Annotated in this window: 16 protein-coding genes; 6 read left to right on the top strand and 10 right to left on the bottom strand. The window is 66.7% G+C overall.

Annotation, left to right across the window (positions count from 1 at the left end):
- Window positions 1-61: 61 nt before the first annotated feature.
- Entirely contained in the window at window positions 62-1,627 is a 1,566-nt protein-coding gene (locus J7U37_RS23690) for an ABC transporter substrate-binding protein (RefSeq protein WP_247637322.1), read from the bottom strand.
- A gap of 353 nt (window positions 1,628-1,980) precedes the next feature.
- Here J7U37_RS23690 and J7U37_RS23685 point away from each other — a divergent pair, with 353 nt between their 5' ends.
- On the top strand, window positions 1,981-2,985 hold the full coding sequence (locus tag J7U37_RS23685) for an SDR family oxidoreductase (RefSeq protein WP_247637319.1): 1,005 nt from the start codon (window positions 1,981-1,983) through the stop codon (window positions 2,983-2,985).
- A 79-nt stretch (window positions 2,986-3,064) separates the two neighbouring features.
- Window positions 3,065-3,316, top strand: a complete 252-nt coding sequence (locus J7U37_RS23680) for a hypothetical protein (RefSeq protein ID WP_056481153.1) — start codon at window positions 3,065-3,067, stop codon at window positions 3,314-3,316.
- A gap of 746 nt (window positions 3,317-4,062) precedes the next feature.
- On the opposite strand, the gene J7U37_RS23670 is transcribed toward J7U37_RS23680, so the two are convergent.
- Entirely contained in the window at window positions 4,063-4,677 is a 615-nt protein-coding gene (locus J7U37_RS23670; RefSeq protein ID WP_338011508.1) for a Crp/Fnr family transcriptional regulator, read from the bottom strand.
- Between the two features lie 530 nt (window positions 4,678-5,207).
- Here J7U37_RS23670 and J7U37_RS23665 point away from each other — a divergent pair.
- The 4 genes from J7U37_RS23665 (at window position 5,208) to J7U37_RS23650 (ending at window position 9,251) form a co-directional block, all read left to right on the top strand.
- On the top strand, window positions 5,208-5,963 hold the full coding sequence (locus J7U37_RS23665; RefSeq protein WP_247637318.1) for a Crp/Fnr family transcriptional regulator: 756 nt from the start codon (window positions 5,208-5,210) through the stop codon (window positions 5,961-5,963).
- On the top strand, window positions 5,960-6,214 hold the full coding sequence (locus J7U37_RS23660; RefSeq protein WP_056186687.1) for a hypothetical protein: 255 nt from the start codon (window positions 5,960-5,962) through the stop codon (window positions 6,212-6,214). The genes J7U37_RS23665 and J7U37_RS23660 overlap by 4 nt, the downstream gene beginning before the upstream one ends.
- Window positions 6,215-6,783: 569 nt before the next feature.
- Window positions 6,784-8,424 (top strand): EAL domain-containing protein, encoded by a 1,641-nt coding sequence (locus tag J7U37_RS23655; protein WP_247637320.1) that lies wholly within the window; start codon window positions 6,784-6,786, stop codon window positions 8,422-8,424.
- Window positions 8,425-8,465: 41 nt separating this feature from the next.
- On the top strand, window positions 8,466-9,251 hold the full coding sequence (locus J7U37_RS23650) for a BLUF domain-containing protein (RefSeq protein ID WP_247637317.1): 786 nt from the start codon (window positions 8,466-8,468) through the stop codon (window positions 9,249-9,251).
- 11 nt (window positions 9,252-9,262) lie between these two features.
- On the opposite strand, the gene J7U37_RS23645 is transcribed toward J7U37_RS23650, so the two are convergent.
- From J7U37_RS23645 to J7U37_RS23610, 8 genes are all read right to left on the bottom strand, one after another.
- Window positions 9,263-9,772 (bottom strand): hypothetical protein, encoded by a 510-nt coding sequence (locus J7U37_RS23645; RefSeq protein WP_247637316.1) that lies wholly within the window; start codon window positions 9,770-9,772, stop codon window positions 9,263-9,265.
- A gap of 233 nt (window positions 9,773-10,005) precedes the next feature.
- Window positions 10,006-10,728 carry a phosphorylase gene (locus J7U37_RS23640; protein WP_247637315.1) on the bottom strand — a complete coding sequence of 241 codons (723 nt, stop codon included), beginning with the start codon at window positions 10,726-10,728 and terminating at the stop codon, window positions 10,006-10,008.
- A 339-nt stretch (window positions 10,729-11,067) separates the two neighbouring features.
- Complete coding sequence (gene shc, locus J7U37_RS23635) at window positions 11,068-13,065, bottom strand: squalene--hopene cyclase (RefSeq protein WP_247637314.1); 1,998 nt, start codon at window positions 13,063-13,065, stop codon at window positions 11,068-11,070.
- A gap of 39 nt (window positions 13,066-13,104) precedes the next feature.
- Window positions 13,105-14,409 carry a hydroxysqualene dehydroxylase HpnE gene (gene hpnE / locus J7U37_RS23630; RefSeq protein ID WP_056481171.1) on the bottom strand — a complete coding sequence of 435 codons (1,305 nt, stop codon included), beginning with the start codon at window positions 14,407-14,409 and terminating at the stop codon, window positions 13,105-13,107.
- Window positions 14,409-15,263 (bottom strand): presqualene diphosphate synthase HpnD, encoded by an 855-nt coding sequence (gene hpnD / locus J7U37_RS23625; protein ID WP_247637313.1) that lies wholly within the window; start codon window positions 15,261-15,263, stop codon window positions 14,409-14,411. The genes hpnE and hpnD overlap by 1 nt, the downstream gene beginning before the upstream one ends.
- Window positions 15,260-16,171, bottom strand: coding sequence for a squalene synthase HpnC (gene hpnC / locus J7U37_RS23620; RefSeq protein ID WP_247637312.1), 912 nt, complete (start codon window positions 16,169-16,171; stop codon window positions 15,260-15,262). The genes hpnD and hpnC overlap by 4 nt, the downstream gene beginning before the upstream one ends.
- Window positions 16,168-17,193, bottom strand: coding sequence for a hopanoid-associated sugar epimerase (gene hpnA / locus J7U37_RS23615; protein ID WP_247637311.1), 1,026 nt, complete (start codon window positions 17,191-17,193; stop codon window positions 16,168-16,170). Before hpnA ends, hpnC begins: the two co-directional genes overlap by 4 nt.
- 162 nt (window positions 17,194-17,355) lie before the next feature.
- Window positions 17,356-17,776 (bottom strand): transketolase C-terminal domain-containing protein (locus J7U37_RS23610; RefSeq protein WP_282104142.1); only part of this gene is annotated, 421 nt, incomplete at its 5' end.

Below are 17,776 nucleotides of genomic sequence, written 5' to 3'. Positions count from 1 at the left end.
CCCCTAGCCCCACCCCACAAGGGGGAGGGGGACGCGTTCGGAACCCGCACCGCCAAAATGATCACGGCTGCTTCGAGACCCAGTACAGCATCAGCATGTTGTCAGGCCGCGCCGTGAGGGTGACCTTCTTGGAAACGCCCCAGGCGAGCGCCTGCTGGTGCAGGGGGATGAAGCCCCAATCGGCCTGGATGGTGTCGAAGCCCTCCTTGATCTGGGCATTGCGCTTGGTCTGGTCGGTCTCGGCCTCGACGGAATCCGCGAGGGCATCGACCTTCGGGTTGCAGTAATTGCCGAGGTTCCAATTGCCGCGGCCCGGCTTGGAGCCGTTCCGGCAACCGGCGATCTCGAACAGGATGTTGTGCGAATCCTGGGAGGAGGGGGTCCAGCCGACGAGGTAGAAGGAGGTGTCGTAGGCCGGTGCCAGCACCTTGGCGAAGTATTTGGCCTTCGGCTGTGCGTTGAGGTTCACCTTGACGCCGACCCGGGCCAGCATCGAGACGACTGCTTGGCAGATCGCCTCGTCGTTGACGTAGCGGTCGTTGGGGCAATCCATGCCGAGCGAGAAGCCGTCCGGATAGCCGGCTTCGGTCAGGAGCTGCTTGGCGCGCTTCGGATCGTAGTCGGGCCGCTTGAACTCGGAGGCGCGCGGAAACAGCACCGGTGCGATCAGCAGGGCGGAGGGCGCCGCTTGGCCCCGCATGACGCGCTTGGCGATGGTCTCCTCGTCGATGGCCCGGTAGAAGGCCTCGCGCACGCGCACGTCCTTGAACGGGTTCTTGCCCTTGACGTTCGAGTCCTTCAGCTCGTCGCGGGACTGGTCCATGCCGAGGAAGATGGTGCGCAGTTCGGGGCCGGCCATCACCGTCGCGGTGCCGCTGCCATTGACCCGCTGCGCGTCCTGCAGCGGCACCGGGTCGATCCAGTCGACCTCGCCGGAGATCAAGGCCGCGACGCGCGTGGCGTCGTTCTGGATGGTGGTGAAGACCGCCTCGTCGAGGTTCGACTCGATCTTGTCCCAGTAGTTCGGGTTCTTCTTGAACACCGTCCGCACGCCGGGCTGGTGCTCGGTGATGATGAACGGCCCGGTGCCGTTCTCATGCAGGGCGGCGTAGCTGGTGGAGGTGGCGCTCGGCAGAGTCGGGGCGACGGCGCCGTTCTTCTCGGCCCAGGATTTCGACATGATGTACCAGGTCGAGAACTGGTACAGGGCGATCGGGTTGGGGCTCTTGAGTTTCATGTCGACGGTGTGGTCGTCGATCTTCACCCACTCGGCGTCCGACGGCACGTTGGTGGTGAAGTTCGAGCCCGGCGCCCGTACGCGCGTGGCCGAGAAGATCACGTCGTCGGCGGTGAAGTCTGAACCGTCGTGGAACTTCACGCCCTTGCGCAGGTGGAAGCGCCAGCGCGTCGGCTCCGGATTCTCCCACGATTCCGCCAGCATCGGCGCCAGCTTGAGATCCTTGTCGCGGGTGATGAGCGAGTCAAAGACCGCACCATGCATCCCGATGGTGAAGCTTTCCTTCAGCGAGTAGGGGTCGAGGGACTTGATGTCGCCCTGGAAGGCAAAGCGGAAAACGTTGGCGGCCTCGGCCGGAGCGACGGTTCCGAGGCCGAGACACCCCGCCAAGGCGGTTGCCGACACGAACGCTTTCACGGTGGACTTCAACAAGGCAGGCATCCTTTTTAAGCCGACTTCCCACGCTGGCGTGAGCACCTTGGCACGGATCGGGCCAACCTCGAACGGTCTTTCGAATTCAATCCACTCCGATACGCCGTCGCGGATTTCATGTCCGGCAGCGCCTATCTGATTCGCGCAGTGATGCCCAAAAATCGGTCAATAGCCACGAAACGGTCAAGTCCCGCATCGCCAGCCGGACACCGCAGGGCCGACGGCCTCGTGGGAACGGCTGAACACGGCGAGGTCTGCACCGGTTGAACCGGCAGTCCCGATCGAACCGACGCTTTTAGGAGACCGGCCGCATGTTCGCCACCCGTAAGCCCCTCGACCAGCAAGTCATCGTCATCACCGGCGCTTCGAGCGGCATCGGCTTCTCCACGGCCCGGATGGCCGCAGCGGCCGGCGCCAAGGTGGTGCTCACCGCCCGCAACGGCGACGTCCTGGCGGAAATCGCGCGCGAGATCGAAGCGGCGGGCGGCGAAGCGACCCACGTGGTGGCGGATGTGGGCGAGCGCGCGCAGGTTCAGGCCGTGGCCGACCGGGCGATCCAGCGCTTCGGGCGCATCGACACCTGGGTCAATGATGCCGGCCTGTCGATCTTCGGGCGCCTGGAAGAGGTGAGCGATGCCGATCACCAGCGCCTGTTCCATACCAATTTCTGGGGGTTGGTCTACGGTTCGCTGGTGGCCCTGCCGCACCTCAAGCGCTCGGGCGGCGTGCTGATCAACCTCGGCAGCGTCGCCTCCGACATCGCCTTCCCGTTGCAGGGCATGTACTGCGCCAGCAAGCACGCGATCAAAGGCTTCACCGATGCCCTGCGCATCGAGTTGGAGGAAGAGGGCGCGCCCGTGGCGGTCACGCTGATCAAGCCGGCCTCGATCGACACACCGTTTCCCCAGAATGCGCGCAACTACACCGACCACGAGCCGAAACTGCCGCCGCCGATCTACCGCACCGAGGAGGTGGCCAACGCCATCGTGCACGCGGCGGTGCATCCCCAACGCGATATCTATATCGGCGGCGGCGGACGGGTGATGAGCGCGTCGAAGCGCATGGCGCCGCGCGCCTTCGATCGTATCGCACGGACGATGACGGCGCAGCAGCAGCGCGACGAACCCGCCCGCAACCGGGGCGGCGCGCTCTACGAGGCGGGCCTCGGCGGGCGCGTCGCCGGCGATCATCCGGGCTACGTGATGCGGCGCAGCTTCTACACCCGCTCCGCCCTTCATCCGCTGACCACGGCAGCGGTGGTGGCGGGCGTCGGGCTCGCGGCCGCGAGCCTGCTCGGCGCGGGGCGTCGACCGTGAGCGCCTGCGAGCCGAACCCCCTCCGCCCTCGGGCCAGTGGGACCGCCGTGCCGGGATGCATCCACGGGGGATCTCGCTGATGGCCGATCTTGAGCACACGCTGCAACGCTTTCAAAGCCTTATGCTGGCGGAGCAACCCGTCGATGTCGGCGAGGCCGAGGACGCGATCTGGGCTTATCTCGCGCAGGCTCAGGGGCTGAGCGCGCAGATCGGAGCCCTGGACCGGCTCCAGGCAGCGGTGACGCGGTGGGACAACCGTTCGGTATTCCTGCCCCAGTTACGCGCCGCACTCGATCGCCATCGTGCGCGTCTCGCCGAGCCGTCGGCCTGAGGGCGCTGGGGGGTACTGGTCCCAGTCGTCGTGGCGCTTCGGGGACTTGCCGAATGAAATTCGATTGCGACAGGGGAATGGCACTGGATCGTGCCGTTCCCCTGTGGCATTGCGATAGGGCTATCTCGGCGGTGCAGCATCGTGTGTTCGCCCGACACGGCAACGCGCGAGCTTGGCATGAACCTACACGCTGTTCATCGCTCGATCGCCTTCGCGAAACCATTCAGGACGGTTGAGACCGACATCATTTCACAGGATAGCGAGATCACTTTTCGTGGGCGCGGTCTCGCGACCCTCCGGGACGGACGCCTTCTGCTCACGGTCTGTCCGCTCTGCTCTCAAGCCAATACGCCCCGTGGGACAACGAACGGCCAGTGCGCTTGGTGCGCCTACGTTCCCTCTCTGGCAGATGCCGAGCCGACCGCATCGACGCGGGCCACGGCCGACGACACCTGACGCGCCGGTGGTCACTGGGGATCAAACGAGGCGTGGGATGCTTGACGGAGCGTCTGGCTGACGGGCCCCTCGCAGTCTCGCATCCCGGGCGTTCGAATTCTAACGTTGCTCTTATCCCACGGACGTCTCCTCACCGTCAGTTCGACGGATTTCGGGCAGTTCGACGGATTTCGGGATCGACAGCGCTGAACGTCCGGTCGCTGCGGACGGGAAGGCGGGGCGGCGCCGCGAGACTTTTGTTCTCGTTTGCCGTGCCGGGATAACCGGTTTCCAGTGATCCCTGACAAACTCTAGGCTTTGGCGAACAGGCGCTCGTAGGTCGCTTCGGCAACCCCGTAGCTTTCGCCGGCCGCGACACGCAACTGAGTCCGATCCAGGATGGTGATGCGGCCGCGACGAGCGCGGATCGACCCAGCGCCTTCGAGATTCTGGACTGCCAGAGTCACTCCGGGGCGCTGTACGCCCAGCATCACCGCCAGCACCTCGTGCGTCAGGAGGAGTTCGTCGCCGTCGACGCGGTCGTGGCACATCAGCAGCCAGCGGGCGAGCCGCGCCTCGATGCCGAAACTGGCATTGACGAAGGCGGTCTGCCGGGCCTGGAACAGTTCGGCCTCGAGAAAGCGTAGCACCGGCTTGCGCAGGCCGGGCCCTTCCGCGATCGCTGCGGCCATGTCCGCCACCTCGATCGCCAGTGCTGACCCTGCAATCTGAACGATATGCTCGTAGGGCGACGTCTCCGCACCCAGCATCAGGGTCGAGGCTCCGATGAGGCCCTCCGGTCCGATCATCCCCACTTCGAGCCGGGTCGATCCGATCTGCATGATGATCGAAACCAGTCCCGATTCCACGAAGTAGACCCGATCGGGCGCCGTGTCGGGATGGACCAGGACTTGACGAACCGTCAACGCGGCCGGACGCAGCCGCGGCTGCAGCAACGTCCAGTCGCCCACCGAGAGCGTTCGCAACAGACGGTTACGAGGTAAGATTTGCATTCGTAAAGGCCCGAGTCCTGCTCTCCTGGGTAAGAGAACAGAGCCCCACCCTCCACTGCGCGGCCATATCCAAAGATCAACATTAGATCAATGAAAGATGGTGATCTTCCAATCGGCGCATGAAAACGATCTTGGATCATCTGATAAACATAGGTTAAGTGTTTGAAATCATACAAATGCGTTGGCGGTGCTTACAACCGCTCGTTCTCCGAGTTAGAACGAGATTGATTGTGTGCGACCTATCTGCACGTGCGTGGCATGGAAGACCGTGACCTGGACTCTCTGGATCGACGACGCGCCTGGTATCGGCGGCGATCGCCTGGGGCTTCGCTCCGCCCGTTTTCGTCCCGGATCGCAGGGCAACCGCTCAGCCGCTGATCGCCGCACCTCGGGACTCGCGTAAGCGAGATCCGACACCCGTTGCCAAGATTACGGACACCGTCTTGTCATCAAATTCCTCGACCCCGCCTCTCGATGCCATGAACCCGTTGATCCGGAAGCTCGAAGGGTTCGGTCCCCTCTCGGATCAGGACCGAGCCATCCTCAAGAGCGTCAGTGCCAGCGGCCATCTGATTGGGCCCCGCGTCGACCTGATCCGGGAGGGCGACGCACCGGATGGCGTCATCCTCATCATGGAAGGCATTGCCTGCCGGCAGAAGCATCGGGCGAACGGCGCTCGGCAGATCACCGCCTATCTGGTGCCGGGCGACGCCTGTGACCTCGATGTGGCGCTGCTCTCGCGGATGGACCACACCATCACCACCCTGTCCGCCTGCCGCGTGGTGCGCCTTCCCCTCGACGTGGTGAAGCGCCTGATGGAGGAGCATCCGGCCATTGCGCGCTCGTTGCGGATGTCCACCCTGGTCGATGAGGCGACCTTGCGCGAGTGGCTGGTCAATGTCGGGTGCCGGTCGGCGATCGAACGCATCGCTCACCTGTTCTGCGAACTGCTGCTCCGGTTGCAGGTCGTGGGATTTGCGAGCGAGGACACCTACGAGTTTCCCGTGACGCAGCTCGACCTGGCCGACACGGTCGGCTTGTCGAACGTGCACGTGAATCGGTCGCTTCAGGAACTCAGGCGCCAGGGCGTGATTGAACTCAAGGGGAGGACCCTGAGGATTCTCGACCGTCAGCGACTGAAGTCGATCGCCGAATTCGATGCCAAGTACCTGCACCTGGGAACGCGGGCCGCAGCATGACCCTGAAACTTCAGCCCGTGCAGATTGCGACGGGCAGCAACGACCGCGAAAGCCGTCTGGTTTTCGAGGACGGCCTTCTCGTTGCCGTACTGGTCCAGCTCTCCAGCGAGCATGATTCCCATGCGGGTCACTGGTTCCTGGAGGCGGGGTTCGGACGCGTCGAGGATCCGCACGCGCCCATCTTCGCCGACCTCCGAGAGGCGCAGGCCTGGATTGCCCGACAGCTGGCGGATGTCGATCCCTCGTACTGACTGCACTCCGTCGCGCCGTGACGGCAAGACCTGAGAGGTCTTCCTGCAAGCCCCAGACGTTTTCTGAGCAGACATCGCGAAGACGATTGATGTGTGTGAATGCGTCATCGTCGGGTCTGCGTCACGATCATTCCCGTTACCCCTTCATGGGCGTGACCGGGGTCTCGCCGATGCCTTACCCCCCGATTGTGTCGGCGAGACCACGCTCAAAACTCCTTGTATCGTCGTGGTCCAAAGTATTATCGTTCGTTTTCTATAATAGCTTAAGTTCGTTCAAGGCATCGCCTGAATGCGTTTCAGCATGAATTCTTGTAGATGAACGCGTTGTATTGATCAAAACAACAATTGGAACATTTTTTAATCGCTGATTTCGATCTCAAAACATCTTTATCGCAATATTCGAAAACTGATCGTTTACTTCTCGGTGGCATCCATGGCTCGCGGACATGCTGTGCGTAGGCCGATGGAGCATCACGACCATGCGTTCGGTTTCGAGTCTCACGGCCTTTTCTTCGCCGGGCCCTGCGCCTTGCCGGTCCGAAGCCGGCGTCCTTGCCTCTTATCTCGACGTGGTTCGACAGGGATTTCTGCTGTTCGAGGGTGGGCGAGTGATCCTCTGCACGGACCCGGCCCGCGATATTCTCACCGCGTTCGATCTCTCCACCGATCCCACTGCCCGGTCGGCCCTTCGCGCCCTGTGCCGCCTCCTCGCCCTTCATCCGCGTGCTCTCTTCGCGCAGGTACGGCAGGCCTTCGAACGCCACGAGCCGGTCGCCTTCGAGGTCGTACGTCCGGCGATGACGGTGGACATTCGATTGCATCCGGTCGGCTGCGGGAATGCCGCCGCCACGCGTTGGACCGTCACCCTCGAGGACGTCACCACCCGCCGTGCCGCCGAGGCTGCGGCCAGCAGCCATGCCCGCCTCGATCCGCTGACCGGCCTGCCGAACCGGCGCCATCTGCGCGAGCACCTTGAGGAGGCGCTGGCGCGGGTTGGCGCCTCCGCCGCCAGCTGCGCCGTGCTGCTGGTCGATCTCGACCGCTTCAAGCCCGTCAACGACACCCTCGGCCACGCCATCGGTGACGCCCTTTTGGCGAAGGTCGGCGACCGGCTCAGCGCCACCCTTCGACCTGGTGACACCGTCGCGCGCATTGGCGGCGACGAGTTCGTCGTGGTCCAGAGCGCTCCCGCGAACGTCGAGGAGACGCGCGCCCTGGCCCGACGGATCGTCGATCTCGTCGGCCGCACCTACATGGTCGAGGGCCACCTTCTGACCATCGGCGCCAGCGTCGGTGTCGCTCTGGCTCCGGAGGACGGGATGGATGCCGACCGCCTCCTCAAATGCGCCGACCTCGCTCTCTATCGGGCCAAGCTCGAGGGGCGCGGGACTTTCCGTTTCTTCGAGGCGGAAATGGATGCGCGCATGCAGGCCCGCCGTCGCCTCGAACTCGACATGCGCCAAGCCCTGGGGCGGCGGGAGTTCACGCTGCATTACCAGCCGCAGATGAATCTCGGCAGTGACCGCCTGACCGGCTGCGAAGCGCTGCTGCGCTGGCAGCACCCGGAGCGGGGTACCGTTTCGCCGGCGGATTTCATCCCGCTCGCCGAGGAAATCGGCCTGATCGTTCCCATCGGCGAATGGGTGATCCGCCAAGCCTGTCGTGACGCGGCAACCTGGCCGGCACCGATCACCGTCGCGGTGAATGTGTCGCCAGCGCAGTTCAAGGGCGACCGGCTCGTGGAGGTGATCGTCTCGGCCCTGGCGAGCTCGGGCCTGCCGGCCGAGCGCCTGGAGATCGAGATCACCGAGGGCGTCCTGCTGCAGGAGAACGCGCGCACGCTGCGCATCCTGCATCGCCTCCGCGCCCTGGGAATCCGCGTCTCGATGGATGATTTCGGCACCGGCTACTCGTCGCTGAGCTACCTGCGGTCGTTCCCGTTCGACAAGATCAAGATCGACCGCTCCTTCGTGGCCGACATCACCCGCAAGCCGGACGGCGATGCGGTGATCCGCGCCATCGCGGGGCTCGGGCGTAGCCTCGGGATGACGACCGTGGCCGAAGGGGTCGAGACCGAGGACCAGATGCGACGCATCCGGGCCGAGGGCTGCACCGATGTCCAGGGCTACCTCGTCAGTCGACCGATCCCCGCCGAGGCCCTGCTCACGTTCTTCGCGAGCCGGGGTCAGCACGGCCTTGCCCACGCGTAGGGCCTCGAACCACGACGCTCTCCCGCTTTCGGAAATCCGCCATGACCCAGCTCTATCGACTCGTCTATGCCAGCAAGAACCTGTTGGCGGTGCCGGAGGCCGAAGCGAACGCCGCCGTCAGCCAGATCCTCGCCGCCTCGCAGCGGAACAACGCCGCGGCCGGAGTGACCGGCGCCCTGATGTTCAACGGCGGCGCGTTCGCGCAGGTGCTGGAGGGGCCGCGCCAGGATGTCGAGCGCACCTTCGAGCGAATCCAGCGCGACGAGCGGCACGGCGACGTCACCGTCCTCGAATGCGGGCCAACCGAGGTCCGCGGCTTTGCTGACTGGTCGATGGCCTATGTCGGGCGAGCCACGGCGGGGGAGGCGCTATGGAGCGACCTCGGGCGCGAAAGCGGGTTCGACCTGTCACGGCTCGACGGCGATGCGATCTTCCGGATGCTGCACGGTCTGGTCCTGGAGGAGGAGGGACTGACTTCGCCCGCCCCGGCCTTCGACGCCGACCGGGTCCGCGCCGAGGTTTCCGAGCTTCGGCCTGACCTGCATGCACCGATCGAGAGGGGGACCGTCGAGCGGGATGCTTCCGCCCTGGCGGTGCTGCGTCAGGCCCTTGCCGAGGAGCGTCGCCGAACCACTGAGCTGCGCGGTGCACTCGACGACGCGCGCATCGCTGAGGCACAGGCGCAGAACCGGTGCGAGTCGCTTTGTCGGGAGCGCGACCTGTGGGTCGAGCGAGCCCGCGGCCTCGCCGCCGCTTTGTGCCGGGAAGCCGAGGCGGTCCGCCGGGGCCCCGCGCCCGATCAGGATGCGGCGACCCGCGCCGCCTGACCGGGCGGCCGCTACACCTTGAAGTTCATCAGCAATGCGCCGGCCGCAGCCGAGACCGTGCGGGCACCAGTGGCACCGTAGGACGCCCCCTGGTCCTGCCGGACCTGCAACTGCTTCACGAAAGTGGCGAGCAGATCACCGGTGCTCTGGCCGGACGGACCGACCGTTGCGGATTCCGATGCTACCCGAGGCGCCCCATCCGTTTGGGACGGGTCCGGGTCGCCCCGCAGGACCGAGTTCAGGGTTCGGGCTTGGTCGCCGGTGAGCGCTCCGCTCTCGACCTGCCGGCCGATCAGGTCAACGATGCGCGTTCGCAGGCCGGACGGGTCCAGGCGCGCCGCCTCAGGGCCACTGCCGATGCCCTGCGTCAGCGCGGCATCGATCGAGTCGACCGCGGTGTTCAGGGCAGTCTGATCGGCGCTGCTGAGGGTGCCGGCTGCCGTCCGCGCCGCGATGTCCTCGTGTGCACGAAGGCGCGGCGATGGCGGAAATGTCCCGGCCTGTGCGGAGATCGACGTCATGTCCTGGCCCTGGCGGGACCTTATCCCATCCTCCTGATGGCGCGGATTCGGTTAATGTTCGGTGAGAAGCCGCCCGTGTGATGTGCCGCATCGTGAGCCCGACCGATCAGCGAACGGCTTTTGCCGACCTTGTCTTCGGTGCGAAAGTCAGCCGACGGATTGTCTTCCGCCCTACCCCGGCAAGGGCAGTACCTTGCGGGACGCGCGACAGATGATTCTCTTCGAAGGTCCGTCTATCGCGGGACAAGACGCGGGCCGTCCGGAACCCCGAGGGCGGTGCCGAGGCGGGTGCGGCAGTGCTTGAGGCTCTGGAAGGCACGTCCGGAATCGCGGGCGAGCCGGATCAGGGCACCGACTTGGCCGGGCTGGCGCGCGACGGCGCCGAGAACGGCGAGGATATCGGGCTCACCGTTCGGCTTCAGGGCCGTGGCGGCGAAGGCCGGGATCGCCCGCTCGGCCGGGTCGCAAACGACCCGGAGAGCCGCGAACGGCAACCCGTGCGCCTGCGCGAAGGCCGCTGCCACGTGCGATTCCATGTCGACCGCGGCGCAGGCGGTCGCAGTCCGAAGCGAGGCTTTGGCCGCGACGCTGAGCACGGCGGCGTCCACCCCGGCGATGGCAGTGGTGCGGACCGATACGCCAATTCCCGCAAGGGCCCGTTCCCAGGCGGCCACGATGGCCGGATCGGTCGGGTAGCGTGCCTCGGCGGTGACGATGGCGCTCGCGATCAGGACGTCGCCCGGCTCCAGGTCGGGATCGAGACCACCAGCGATACCGATGCTGACGACCGCGCGGCACTCCGGGGATAGACGATCCGCCAGCATGCGACGCAGGCGTTCGGGATTCCCGCCCGCACCGATGGCAACAACGTCGTCGCCTGAGGCGAGGCGCGCCTCCTTGGCCAGCCCGGTCACGGCGAGTACGGGCTGTGCGCCGGATGCGGAGTTTGAAACCATGCCGTCACCCGACCTGTGTTGCCTTGGCGTTCATCGCTCGGCGCCTTCGGATGCCGGACGGGTCAAGCGAGGCCGGCGATCCGATTCCCGCATCCCGTTCGATGCTTATCGCTCCCTCACCCCTCTGTGAATCGCGGGAACTCACCCCTCCGCGCTCTGCAAAGCAGAGCGCGGTTCACTTTGCACAAGCTCAATGGATTTCGGACAGGCTTGAGATCCGCGGCGGAGGAGAGTGCGACCGTCGGTAGGGGAGGGGCGCAATACAGCGAGAGACTCACCCGTTTCGCAGGATCAAGCCCCTTTCCAACGAGCACACCGTCCGACCCATCGCTGCGCCCATCACATCCCGAAGGCGACCTTGCGGGTGTTGCTGCGCTGGAGGTTCCGGTAGCGGGCCATAGCCCAGAGGGGGAAGAACTTCGGGTAGCCGTGATAGCGCAGGTAAAACACGCGCGGGAAGCCGGTTGCGGTGTAGCGCTCTTCGGACCAGAAGCCGTCCCCGCCCTGAGTGCGGGTCAGGTAGTTGATGCCACGCGTCACCGCCGGGTCATCGGCTTCGCCTGCTGCCATCAGGGCGAGTAGCGACCAGGCCGTCTGCGAGGCGGTGGAGTAGCCGGGCTCGAAAGCAGGGTCGATCTTGTAGGACGAGGCGTCCTCGCCCCAGCCGCCGTCCGGGTTCTGGATGCGGATCAGCCAGGCGACCGCCTTGCGGATCTCCGGCGCAGCCGGATCGACGCCGGCGGCGTTGAGCGCGCACAGCACGGACCATGTTCCGTAGATGAAGTTCATGCCCCAGCGGCCATACCAGGAGCCGTCCTCTTCCTGGTCGTTCAGCAGGTAGGTCACGCCGCGATCGAGGGCCTTCGAGCTTTCCCGAGTCTCGCCAAGCTGGGCCAGCATCGAGACGACGCGGGCGGTGACGTCGGCCGTCGGAGGATCGAGCAGGGCGCCGTGATCCGAGAACGGGATGTGATTGAGGTAATGATGGTTGTTGTCCGCGTCGAAGGCAGCCCAGCCGCCGTCGCTCGACTGAAGACCCTCGACCCACTCGCGCGCGCGGGCGATGGCGTTGCCGTAATCCGGGACATCGGCGACGAGGCCGTGCTGGCGCGTGGCGCGATCCATCGCCATGACGACGACGGCGGTGTCGTCGAGGTCCGGAAAGTGCGGGTTCGCGTATTGGAAAGCCCAGCCGCCGGGACGCACGTTCGGCCGACCGGCCGCCCAGTCGCCCTTGATGTCGAGGACCTGGAGCGGCTTCAGCCAGTCGAGGCCGCGCCGGGCCTGATGTTCGGCATCCGGGCCGCCGGCTTCCAGCAGGGCGTGGCCGGCCAGCGCCGTATCCCAGACCGGTGATAGGCAGGGCTGGACGTAGGCCTCATGCTCCTTGACGACGACGAGCTTCTCGATCGCCTCGCAGGCGATCCGCACTTGCGGATGGTCCGCCGGGTAGCCGAGCACTTCGTACATCAACACGGTGTTGACCATGGCGGGGAAGATTGCGCCGAGACCGTCGTCGCCGTTCAGGCGCTCGCTGACCCAGGCCACGGCCTTGTCCATCGCGCGCGCCCGGCGCTTCTTGGGGAAGTAGTCCTGTGTGACCTGGAGCATCCGGTCGATGGCCCCGAAGATCGGCGTCCACGGCCAGGTCGCGTGCGGGCTCCCGGGCCAGGTGCGGACGGTCTCAGGCGGAGCGACGAACAGCTCCGGAATGCCGATTCCGCGCGGGTTGCGGGCGCGCGGCTTCTTCGCCTGAATCACCAGCATCGGCACGATGACGCAGCGGGCCCAGTAGGAGACCTTGTCGAGGTGGAAGGGGAACCACTTCGGCAGGTGCATGATCTCGACGGGCATCACCGGCACGGCACGCCAGGGCACCTCGCCGTAAAGCGCGAGCAGGAACCGGGTGAAGACGTTGGAATTCGCGGCGCCGCCGCGGGACAGGATGGCCTCGCGGGCGCGGCGCATATGGGGCGCCTCGATCGAGTCGCCACTCATCTTGAGGGCGAAATAGGCCTTCACGCTGGCGCTCATGTCGAACGGCCCATCATGGACCAGGGCCCAGCCACCGTGCTTACCCTGTGTGCGGCGCAGGTAATTGCCGATCTTGTTTTCCAGCTCGGGCGCGATCTCGGTGGCGCGGAACTGGTGGAACATGATGTATTCGGACGGAATGGTCGCATCGGCTTCGAGCTCGAAGCACAGATGGCCGTCCTCGTGCGACAGCGCCGTCAGGGCCTGGGTTGCACGCACGACGCCACGATCGACGTCCTCGAGGGAGATCTCCTGCGTTTTCGGGCGCTGCAGCGCCTCGACCTTCCTGTATGCGTCCCGCATCGTCCTCGCCTCACAGGCCGCCCAGGCGGCCGCCTTATCTCACGCCGCGCCGCGCGCTCGTGCTTGTCCGCACGTGTCTGTCCTCTTGGCGAGGGCCAGCGCGGCGGTCGTTCCTGAACGGATGGCTCCCTCGATCGTCGATGGCAGGCCGGTCGCGGTCCAGTCGCCTGCCAGGACGAGATTTTCATGAGCCGTCACGGCGCCGGAACGCCGCGCGGCCTCGGCGGGCGTTGCCGCGAAGGTCGCCCGCTTCTCCTTGACGATCTGCCAGCTTGGCAGTTCGGGTGCAAGTCCGGTTAAAGTTACGATCTCCGACCAGATCTGACGTCCCAAATCCTCGCGCGGCACATCCAAGAGACGATCCGCTCCGCTGATGGTCACGGACAGACGATCCGGATAAGCAAACAGCCACTCCGTGATACCGTTCACCACACCCAGAATTAACGGCGCACCCGGCGGCGGGACCACAGCAAAATGCGCGTTCACGATCGAACGGTGGCTCTGCGGGGCCGGCAGGCCCGGCAGCAGGTCGCACGCGACCCACGGCGGCAGCGCGACGACGACCGCATCCTCCGGTGCCAGGGTGATAGTTTCGTCGCTGAAGACGAGGCCGTCGATGCGGCCGGCGCCGAGGACAAGGCTGCGCAGGCGGTGGCCGAAGCGCAACTCCGTCCCCCGCCGGGTGAGATAATCGATGGCGGGATCGACGAAGGCGGCCGACAGGCCACCGACTGCAACGAGGGGCCGGCACGCCTTGCCGCCGGCGCCCAGCGTCTCGCGCAGGATGGTGGCCGCAAGGCCGGTGTCACTTTCCTTCGGGTCGGTGTTCAGGGCCGCGAGCAGGACGGGGTGCCACAGCCGATCGTAGAGCGTGCCTTCGCAGGTCATGCTCTCGCCGATGGTGCCACCCTGGCCCGGCGCCTTGCCGGCCGCTGCCTTCAGGATACCGAGAGGCGCCAGGTAGTCGCGCGCTGCGGTGCCGGGCACCCGGCGGGAGGCCTGAAGCACCCACCACGGCACCCGGCCGGCATTGGGGCGCAGGGTCCAACGCTCGCCGGTCTTCAGGTCGGCGAAGGGAAACGCCGCTTCGTCCGGCCCGGACAAGGCACTCTCCGGGGCGCCGATCGTGCGCATGAAGGCGAGCGCCGAGGTATTCCCAGACAGCAGCAGGTGGTTGCCGTTGTCGATGGTAAGGCCGAGGGTCGGATCGTAGTACGAGCGGCAGCGGCCGCCAGCTTGCTTGGCCGCCTCGTGCACGACGACGCGCGCCCCGCGATCGACCAGCGAGACGGCGGCGGACAGCCCGGCGAGACCCGCCCCGACGACGTGGACCGTTCCCACCATCAGACGATCCCGTGCCGGAGGACGACGCCGAGAAGCGCGAGCTTGCCGGGCTTGACCCGCGCCCGCGGCTTGGCCCAGCCCCGCGCCAGGACAGCGTCGAGGTAGAGCCGATAGGCCGCCGCCATCAGGCGCGGCGCCTTGGTGACCTTGCGCGGGCACTTCGCGATGATGTCCCAAGTCTTGGCGTAATGCGCTTCGGCCTCACCGGCCACGGCGATGCAGACCTCGCCGATTCGCGGATGATCGATGGCGGCCTGGGGCGTCGGCGCGGTGAGGCCGATGGCGGCCAGCTTCTCGCGCGGCAGGTATAGGCGATTGCGCGCAGCGTCCTCGTCGATGTCGCGCAGGATGTTGGTGAGCTGGAGAGCGCGGCCCTCGTGATGGGCAAGCGCGATGCCCTCCTGCTCGGACAGGCCGAAGATTCGGACGGACAGGCGACCGACGGCGCTGGCGACCCGGTCGCAATAGAGGTCCAGGGTCGCCTCGTCGGGGGCGATGATGTCTTCGAAGGCATCCATCGCCATGCCGTCGATCACCGCCTGGAAGTCTTCGCGCAGGAGGCCGTAGCGGCGGATGGGTACGACGAGGTCTTGCACCCGCGGCGTCGGGCGGCCGGCATAGAGTGCATCGATCTCGGCGCGCCAGCGGTCGAGTTCGGCGGCGCGGACGGGCGCGGGCCCGCCGTCGTCGGCGACGTCGTCGACAGCCCGGCAGAAGGCGTAGACCGCGTACATCGCCGCGCGGCGATCGGGCGGCAGGAGGCGCATCGCCGTATAGAACGAGGACGACTTTGCCGGGAGGGCGTCGACCTGAGGAGACGCGGATTCGGCGGCGGGGGACAGGGTGGCGCTCATGCCCGGCTCTCCCGTGCCACTTTCGCGGCTTGAACCCGCAGCGTTCGGCCGCGCAGGGGACGACGCGCGAGGGTGGTGGCGATGCCGCCGAGCGCGGTCAGCGCGAAGGCGGCTTTGCCGTGGTGCACCTTCTCGCTCAGAGGGTCGCGCTCCATCAGGCCCCGGCACAGCACGACGGCGAGGCGGTGGATCGCAGCGATCTCCAGGCTGAGGCGCAGATCGGCGATGAGATCGGGCAGCACCGCGCCCTCCTCGAGCAGCCCCATGGTGCGCTCCGCCAGTTCCCGGATCGCGCCCCGGAGCGCCGGCGATGCTTTGTCGGCAGACAGCTCCGAGATCGCGGCGCCATGCGCGTCGAGGGTCTCCTGCGGCAGGTAGACCCGATCGATGGCGCGAAAATCCTTCCCGCAATCCTGCAGGTGGTTGATGATCTGAAGGGCGGCGCAGATCGCATCGGACGGCCCCCAGACCACGCTGCGGTTTTCGCCATGCACGTCCAGGACGTAGCGGCCGACCGGCATGGCCGAGAGGCGGCAATAGGCGATCAGCTCGTTCCAGTCGGCGTAGCGGTTCTTGCGCGCGTCGAGCCGGAAAGCCTCGAGGAGTTCGAGGGCATGCGTTGGGGGAAGCCCGCGCGCCGCCAGTTCCCGCCGCAGGGGCTCGGCAGCCGAATCGGTCGGACGGGTGCCCGTCAGGTCGTCGGCCAGGGCGTCGAGGAGTTCGATCTTCCGCTCCGGATTCAGACCGGTATGATCGGCGACGTCGTCGCCGGCGCGGACGAAGTCGTAGAACGCCAGGATCGCACCGCGATGCTTGGGATGGATCAGGTGCGAGGCGACGGGGAAGTTCTCGTCGCGATAGCCCTTGCCGGTCCGCGCCTCGGTGGCGGTGTGGATCGTCGCGCTCATGGCAGGCGTCCCTCCTGGCGGAACCAGGCGATCGCGTCGGACAGGCCCTGTGCGTAGGGCCGGGCGGTGTAGCCGAGTTCGGCCCGTGCCTTCGCGTCGGAGAAGAACATCCGGTAGCGCGACATCCGGATGCCGTCGATGGTGGCGAAGGGGGCCTTGCCGGTGAACCGCGCGATCTGCTCGGAGACGAAGGCGATCGGGTAGACCACCGCCCGCGGCAGGTTCACGGTCGGGGCTTTGCGGCCGACCATGCCGGCGATGTCGGCCAGCATCTGCGACAGAAGCACGTTCTCTCCGCCGAGGATGTAGCGCTCGCCGGTCCGACCGTGCCGGAGCGCCAGCAGGTGCCCGGCCGCCACGTCGTCGACATGGGCCAGGTTCAGCCCGGTATCGACGAAGGCCGGCATCCGTCCGAGCGCGGCTTCGAGGATGATGCGGCCGGTCGGGGTCGGCTTGACGTCGCGCGGGCCGATCGGAGTCGACGGATTGACGATGACCACGGGCAGGCCGTTGCGAGCCGCCATCTCCTCGACCACGCGCTCGGACACGACCTTGCTGCGCTTGTAGGCGCCGATGGCCGTGCCGGGGGTCAGGGGCCGGGTCTCGTCCGCCGGAGTGCCATCGTCGTGCGGCTTGATGGTGGCGACGCTCGACGTATAGACTATCCGTTCGATGCCGGCGCGCAGAGCCTCTTCCATCAGGATGACGGCACCGTCGCGGTTGGTCGCTACGATCTCTTCCGGATCGGGTGCCCAGAGGCGGTAATCGGCGGCGGCGTGGATAAGATAGCGCTGCCCCTGGAGGGCCCGTGCGACGGCGGCGCGATCGCGCATGTCGCCCTCGACGATTTCGACGTCGGTCCAGGTCAGGTTGGTGCGCGGGGAGGTGGCCCGCACCATGATCCGCACGGGAAAGCCTGCCTTGCGGAAGACGTCGACCAGGGCCGCTCCCAGGAAACCGCTCGCGCCCGTGATGAGAACCGGGCCGGCATCGAACGGGCCGGAAGGGGTCGCCTGTGGCATTTCTCTCGTAAGGGTCTGAGGATCTTATGCGAGCGCCGGGCCCGAAGCTAACTTCGGACCCATGGATGGCGCGCTTTTGTCATCGAAATCGCTGCCGGACAAGCGCAACGGAGACACACCCGGGCCGCAAAGCCCGGGCGGCCGTCATACGCCGGCAGCGGATCAGGCGAGGCGCAGGCGACCCGACTGCCCGGCCTTCCGTTCGGGCAGGGCGGCCTTGACGGTGTTGAGGATGCCGGCGGCGTCGAGGCCGGCCTCGGCGTACATCGCGTCCGGCGCGTTGTGGTCCTGGTAGCTGTCCGGCAGGGTCAGCGTGCGCACCCGCACCCGGCCGGCATCGAGCGCACCGCGCTCGGCCAGCAGGTGCAGCACCATGGCGCCGAAGCCGCCCACCGAGCCCTCCTCCAGCGTCACCAGAACCTCGTGGTTCGCCGCCAGGTCCAGGATCATCGCCGTGTCCAGCGGCTTGGCAAAGCGCGCATCCGCCACCGTCACGGCGATGCCCTCGGCCTCCAGCAGGTCGGCCGCCTTCAGCGCCTCGGACAGGCGCGTGCCCAGCGCCAGCAGCGCCACCCGCGCCCCC

This window comes from Methylobacterium sp. 37f, from assembly GCF_023093475.1.
Taxonomy (GTDB): domain Bacteria; phylum Pseudomonadota; class Alphaproteobacteria; order Rhizobiales; family Beijerinckiaceae; genus Methylobacterium.
Note: the sequence above shows the minus strand (reverse complement) of the source record. Positions and strands in the feature narration are given on the sequence as shown.

Excerpts from the sequence above, each read along its gene's own strand:
- J7U37_RS23685 (WP_247637319.1), top strand. The coding sequence starts at position 1,981 with ATGTTCGCCACCCGTAAGCCCCTCGACCAGCAAGTCATCGTCATCACC.
- J7U37_RS23680 (WP_056481153.1), top strand. The coding sequence starts at position 3,065 with ATGGCCGATCTTGAGCACACGCTGCAACGCTTTCAAAGCCTTATGCTG.
- J7U37_RS23660 (WP_056186687.1), top strand. The coding sequence starts at position 5,960 with ATGACCCTGAAACTTCAGCCCGTGCAGATTGCGACGGGCAGCAACGAC.
- J7U37_RS23650 (WP_247637317.1), top strand. The coding sequence starts at position 8,466 with ATGACCCAGCTCTATCGACTCGTCTATGCCAGCAAGAACCTGTTGGCG.
- J7U37_RS23645 (WP_247637316.1), bottom strand. The coding sequence starts at position 9,772 with ATGACGTCGATCTCCGCACAGGCCGGGACATTTCCGCCATCGCCGCGC.
- J7U37_RS23640 (WP_247637315.1), bottom strand. The coding sequence starts at position 10,728 with ATGGTTTCAAACTCCGCATCCGGCGCACAGCCCGTACTCGCCGTGACC.
- shc (WP_247637314.1), bottom strand. The coding sequence starts at position 13,065 with ATGCGGGACGCATACAGGAAGGTCGAGGCGCTGCAGCGCCCGAAAACG.
- hpnE (WP_056481171.1), bottom strand. The coding sequence starts at position 14,409 with ATGGTGGGAACGGTCCACGTCGTCGGGGCGGGTCTCGCCGGGCTGTCC.
- hpnD (WP_247637313.1), bottom strand. The coding sequence starts at position 15,263 with ATGAGCGCCACCCTGTCCCCCGCCGCCGAATCCGCGTCTCCTCAGGTC.
- hpnC (WP_247637312.1), bottom strand. The coding sequence starts at position 16,171 with ATGAGCGCGACGATCCACACCGCCACCGAGGCGCGGACCGGCAAGGGC.
- hpnA (WP_247637311.1), bottom strand. The coding sequence starts at position 17,193 with ATGCCACAGGCGACCCCTTCCGGCCCGTTCGATGCCGGCCCGGTTCTC.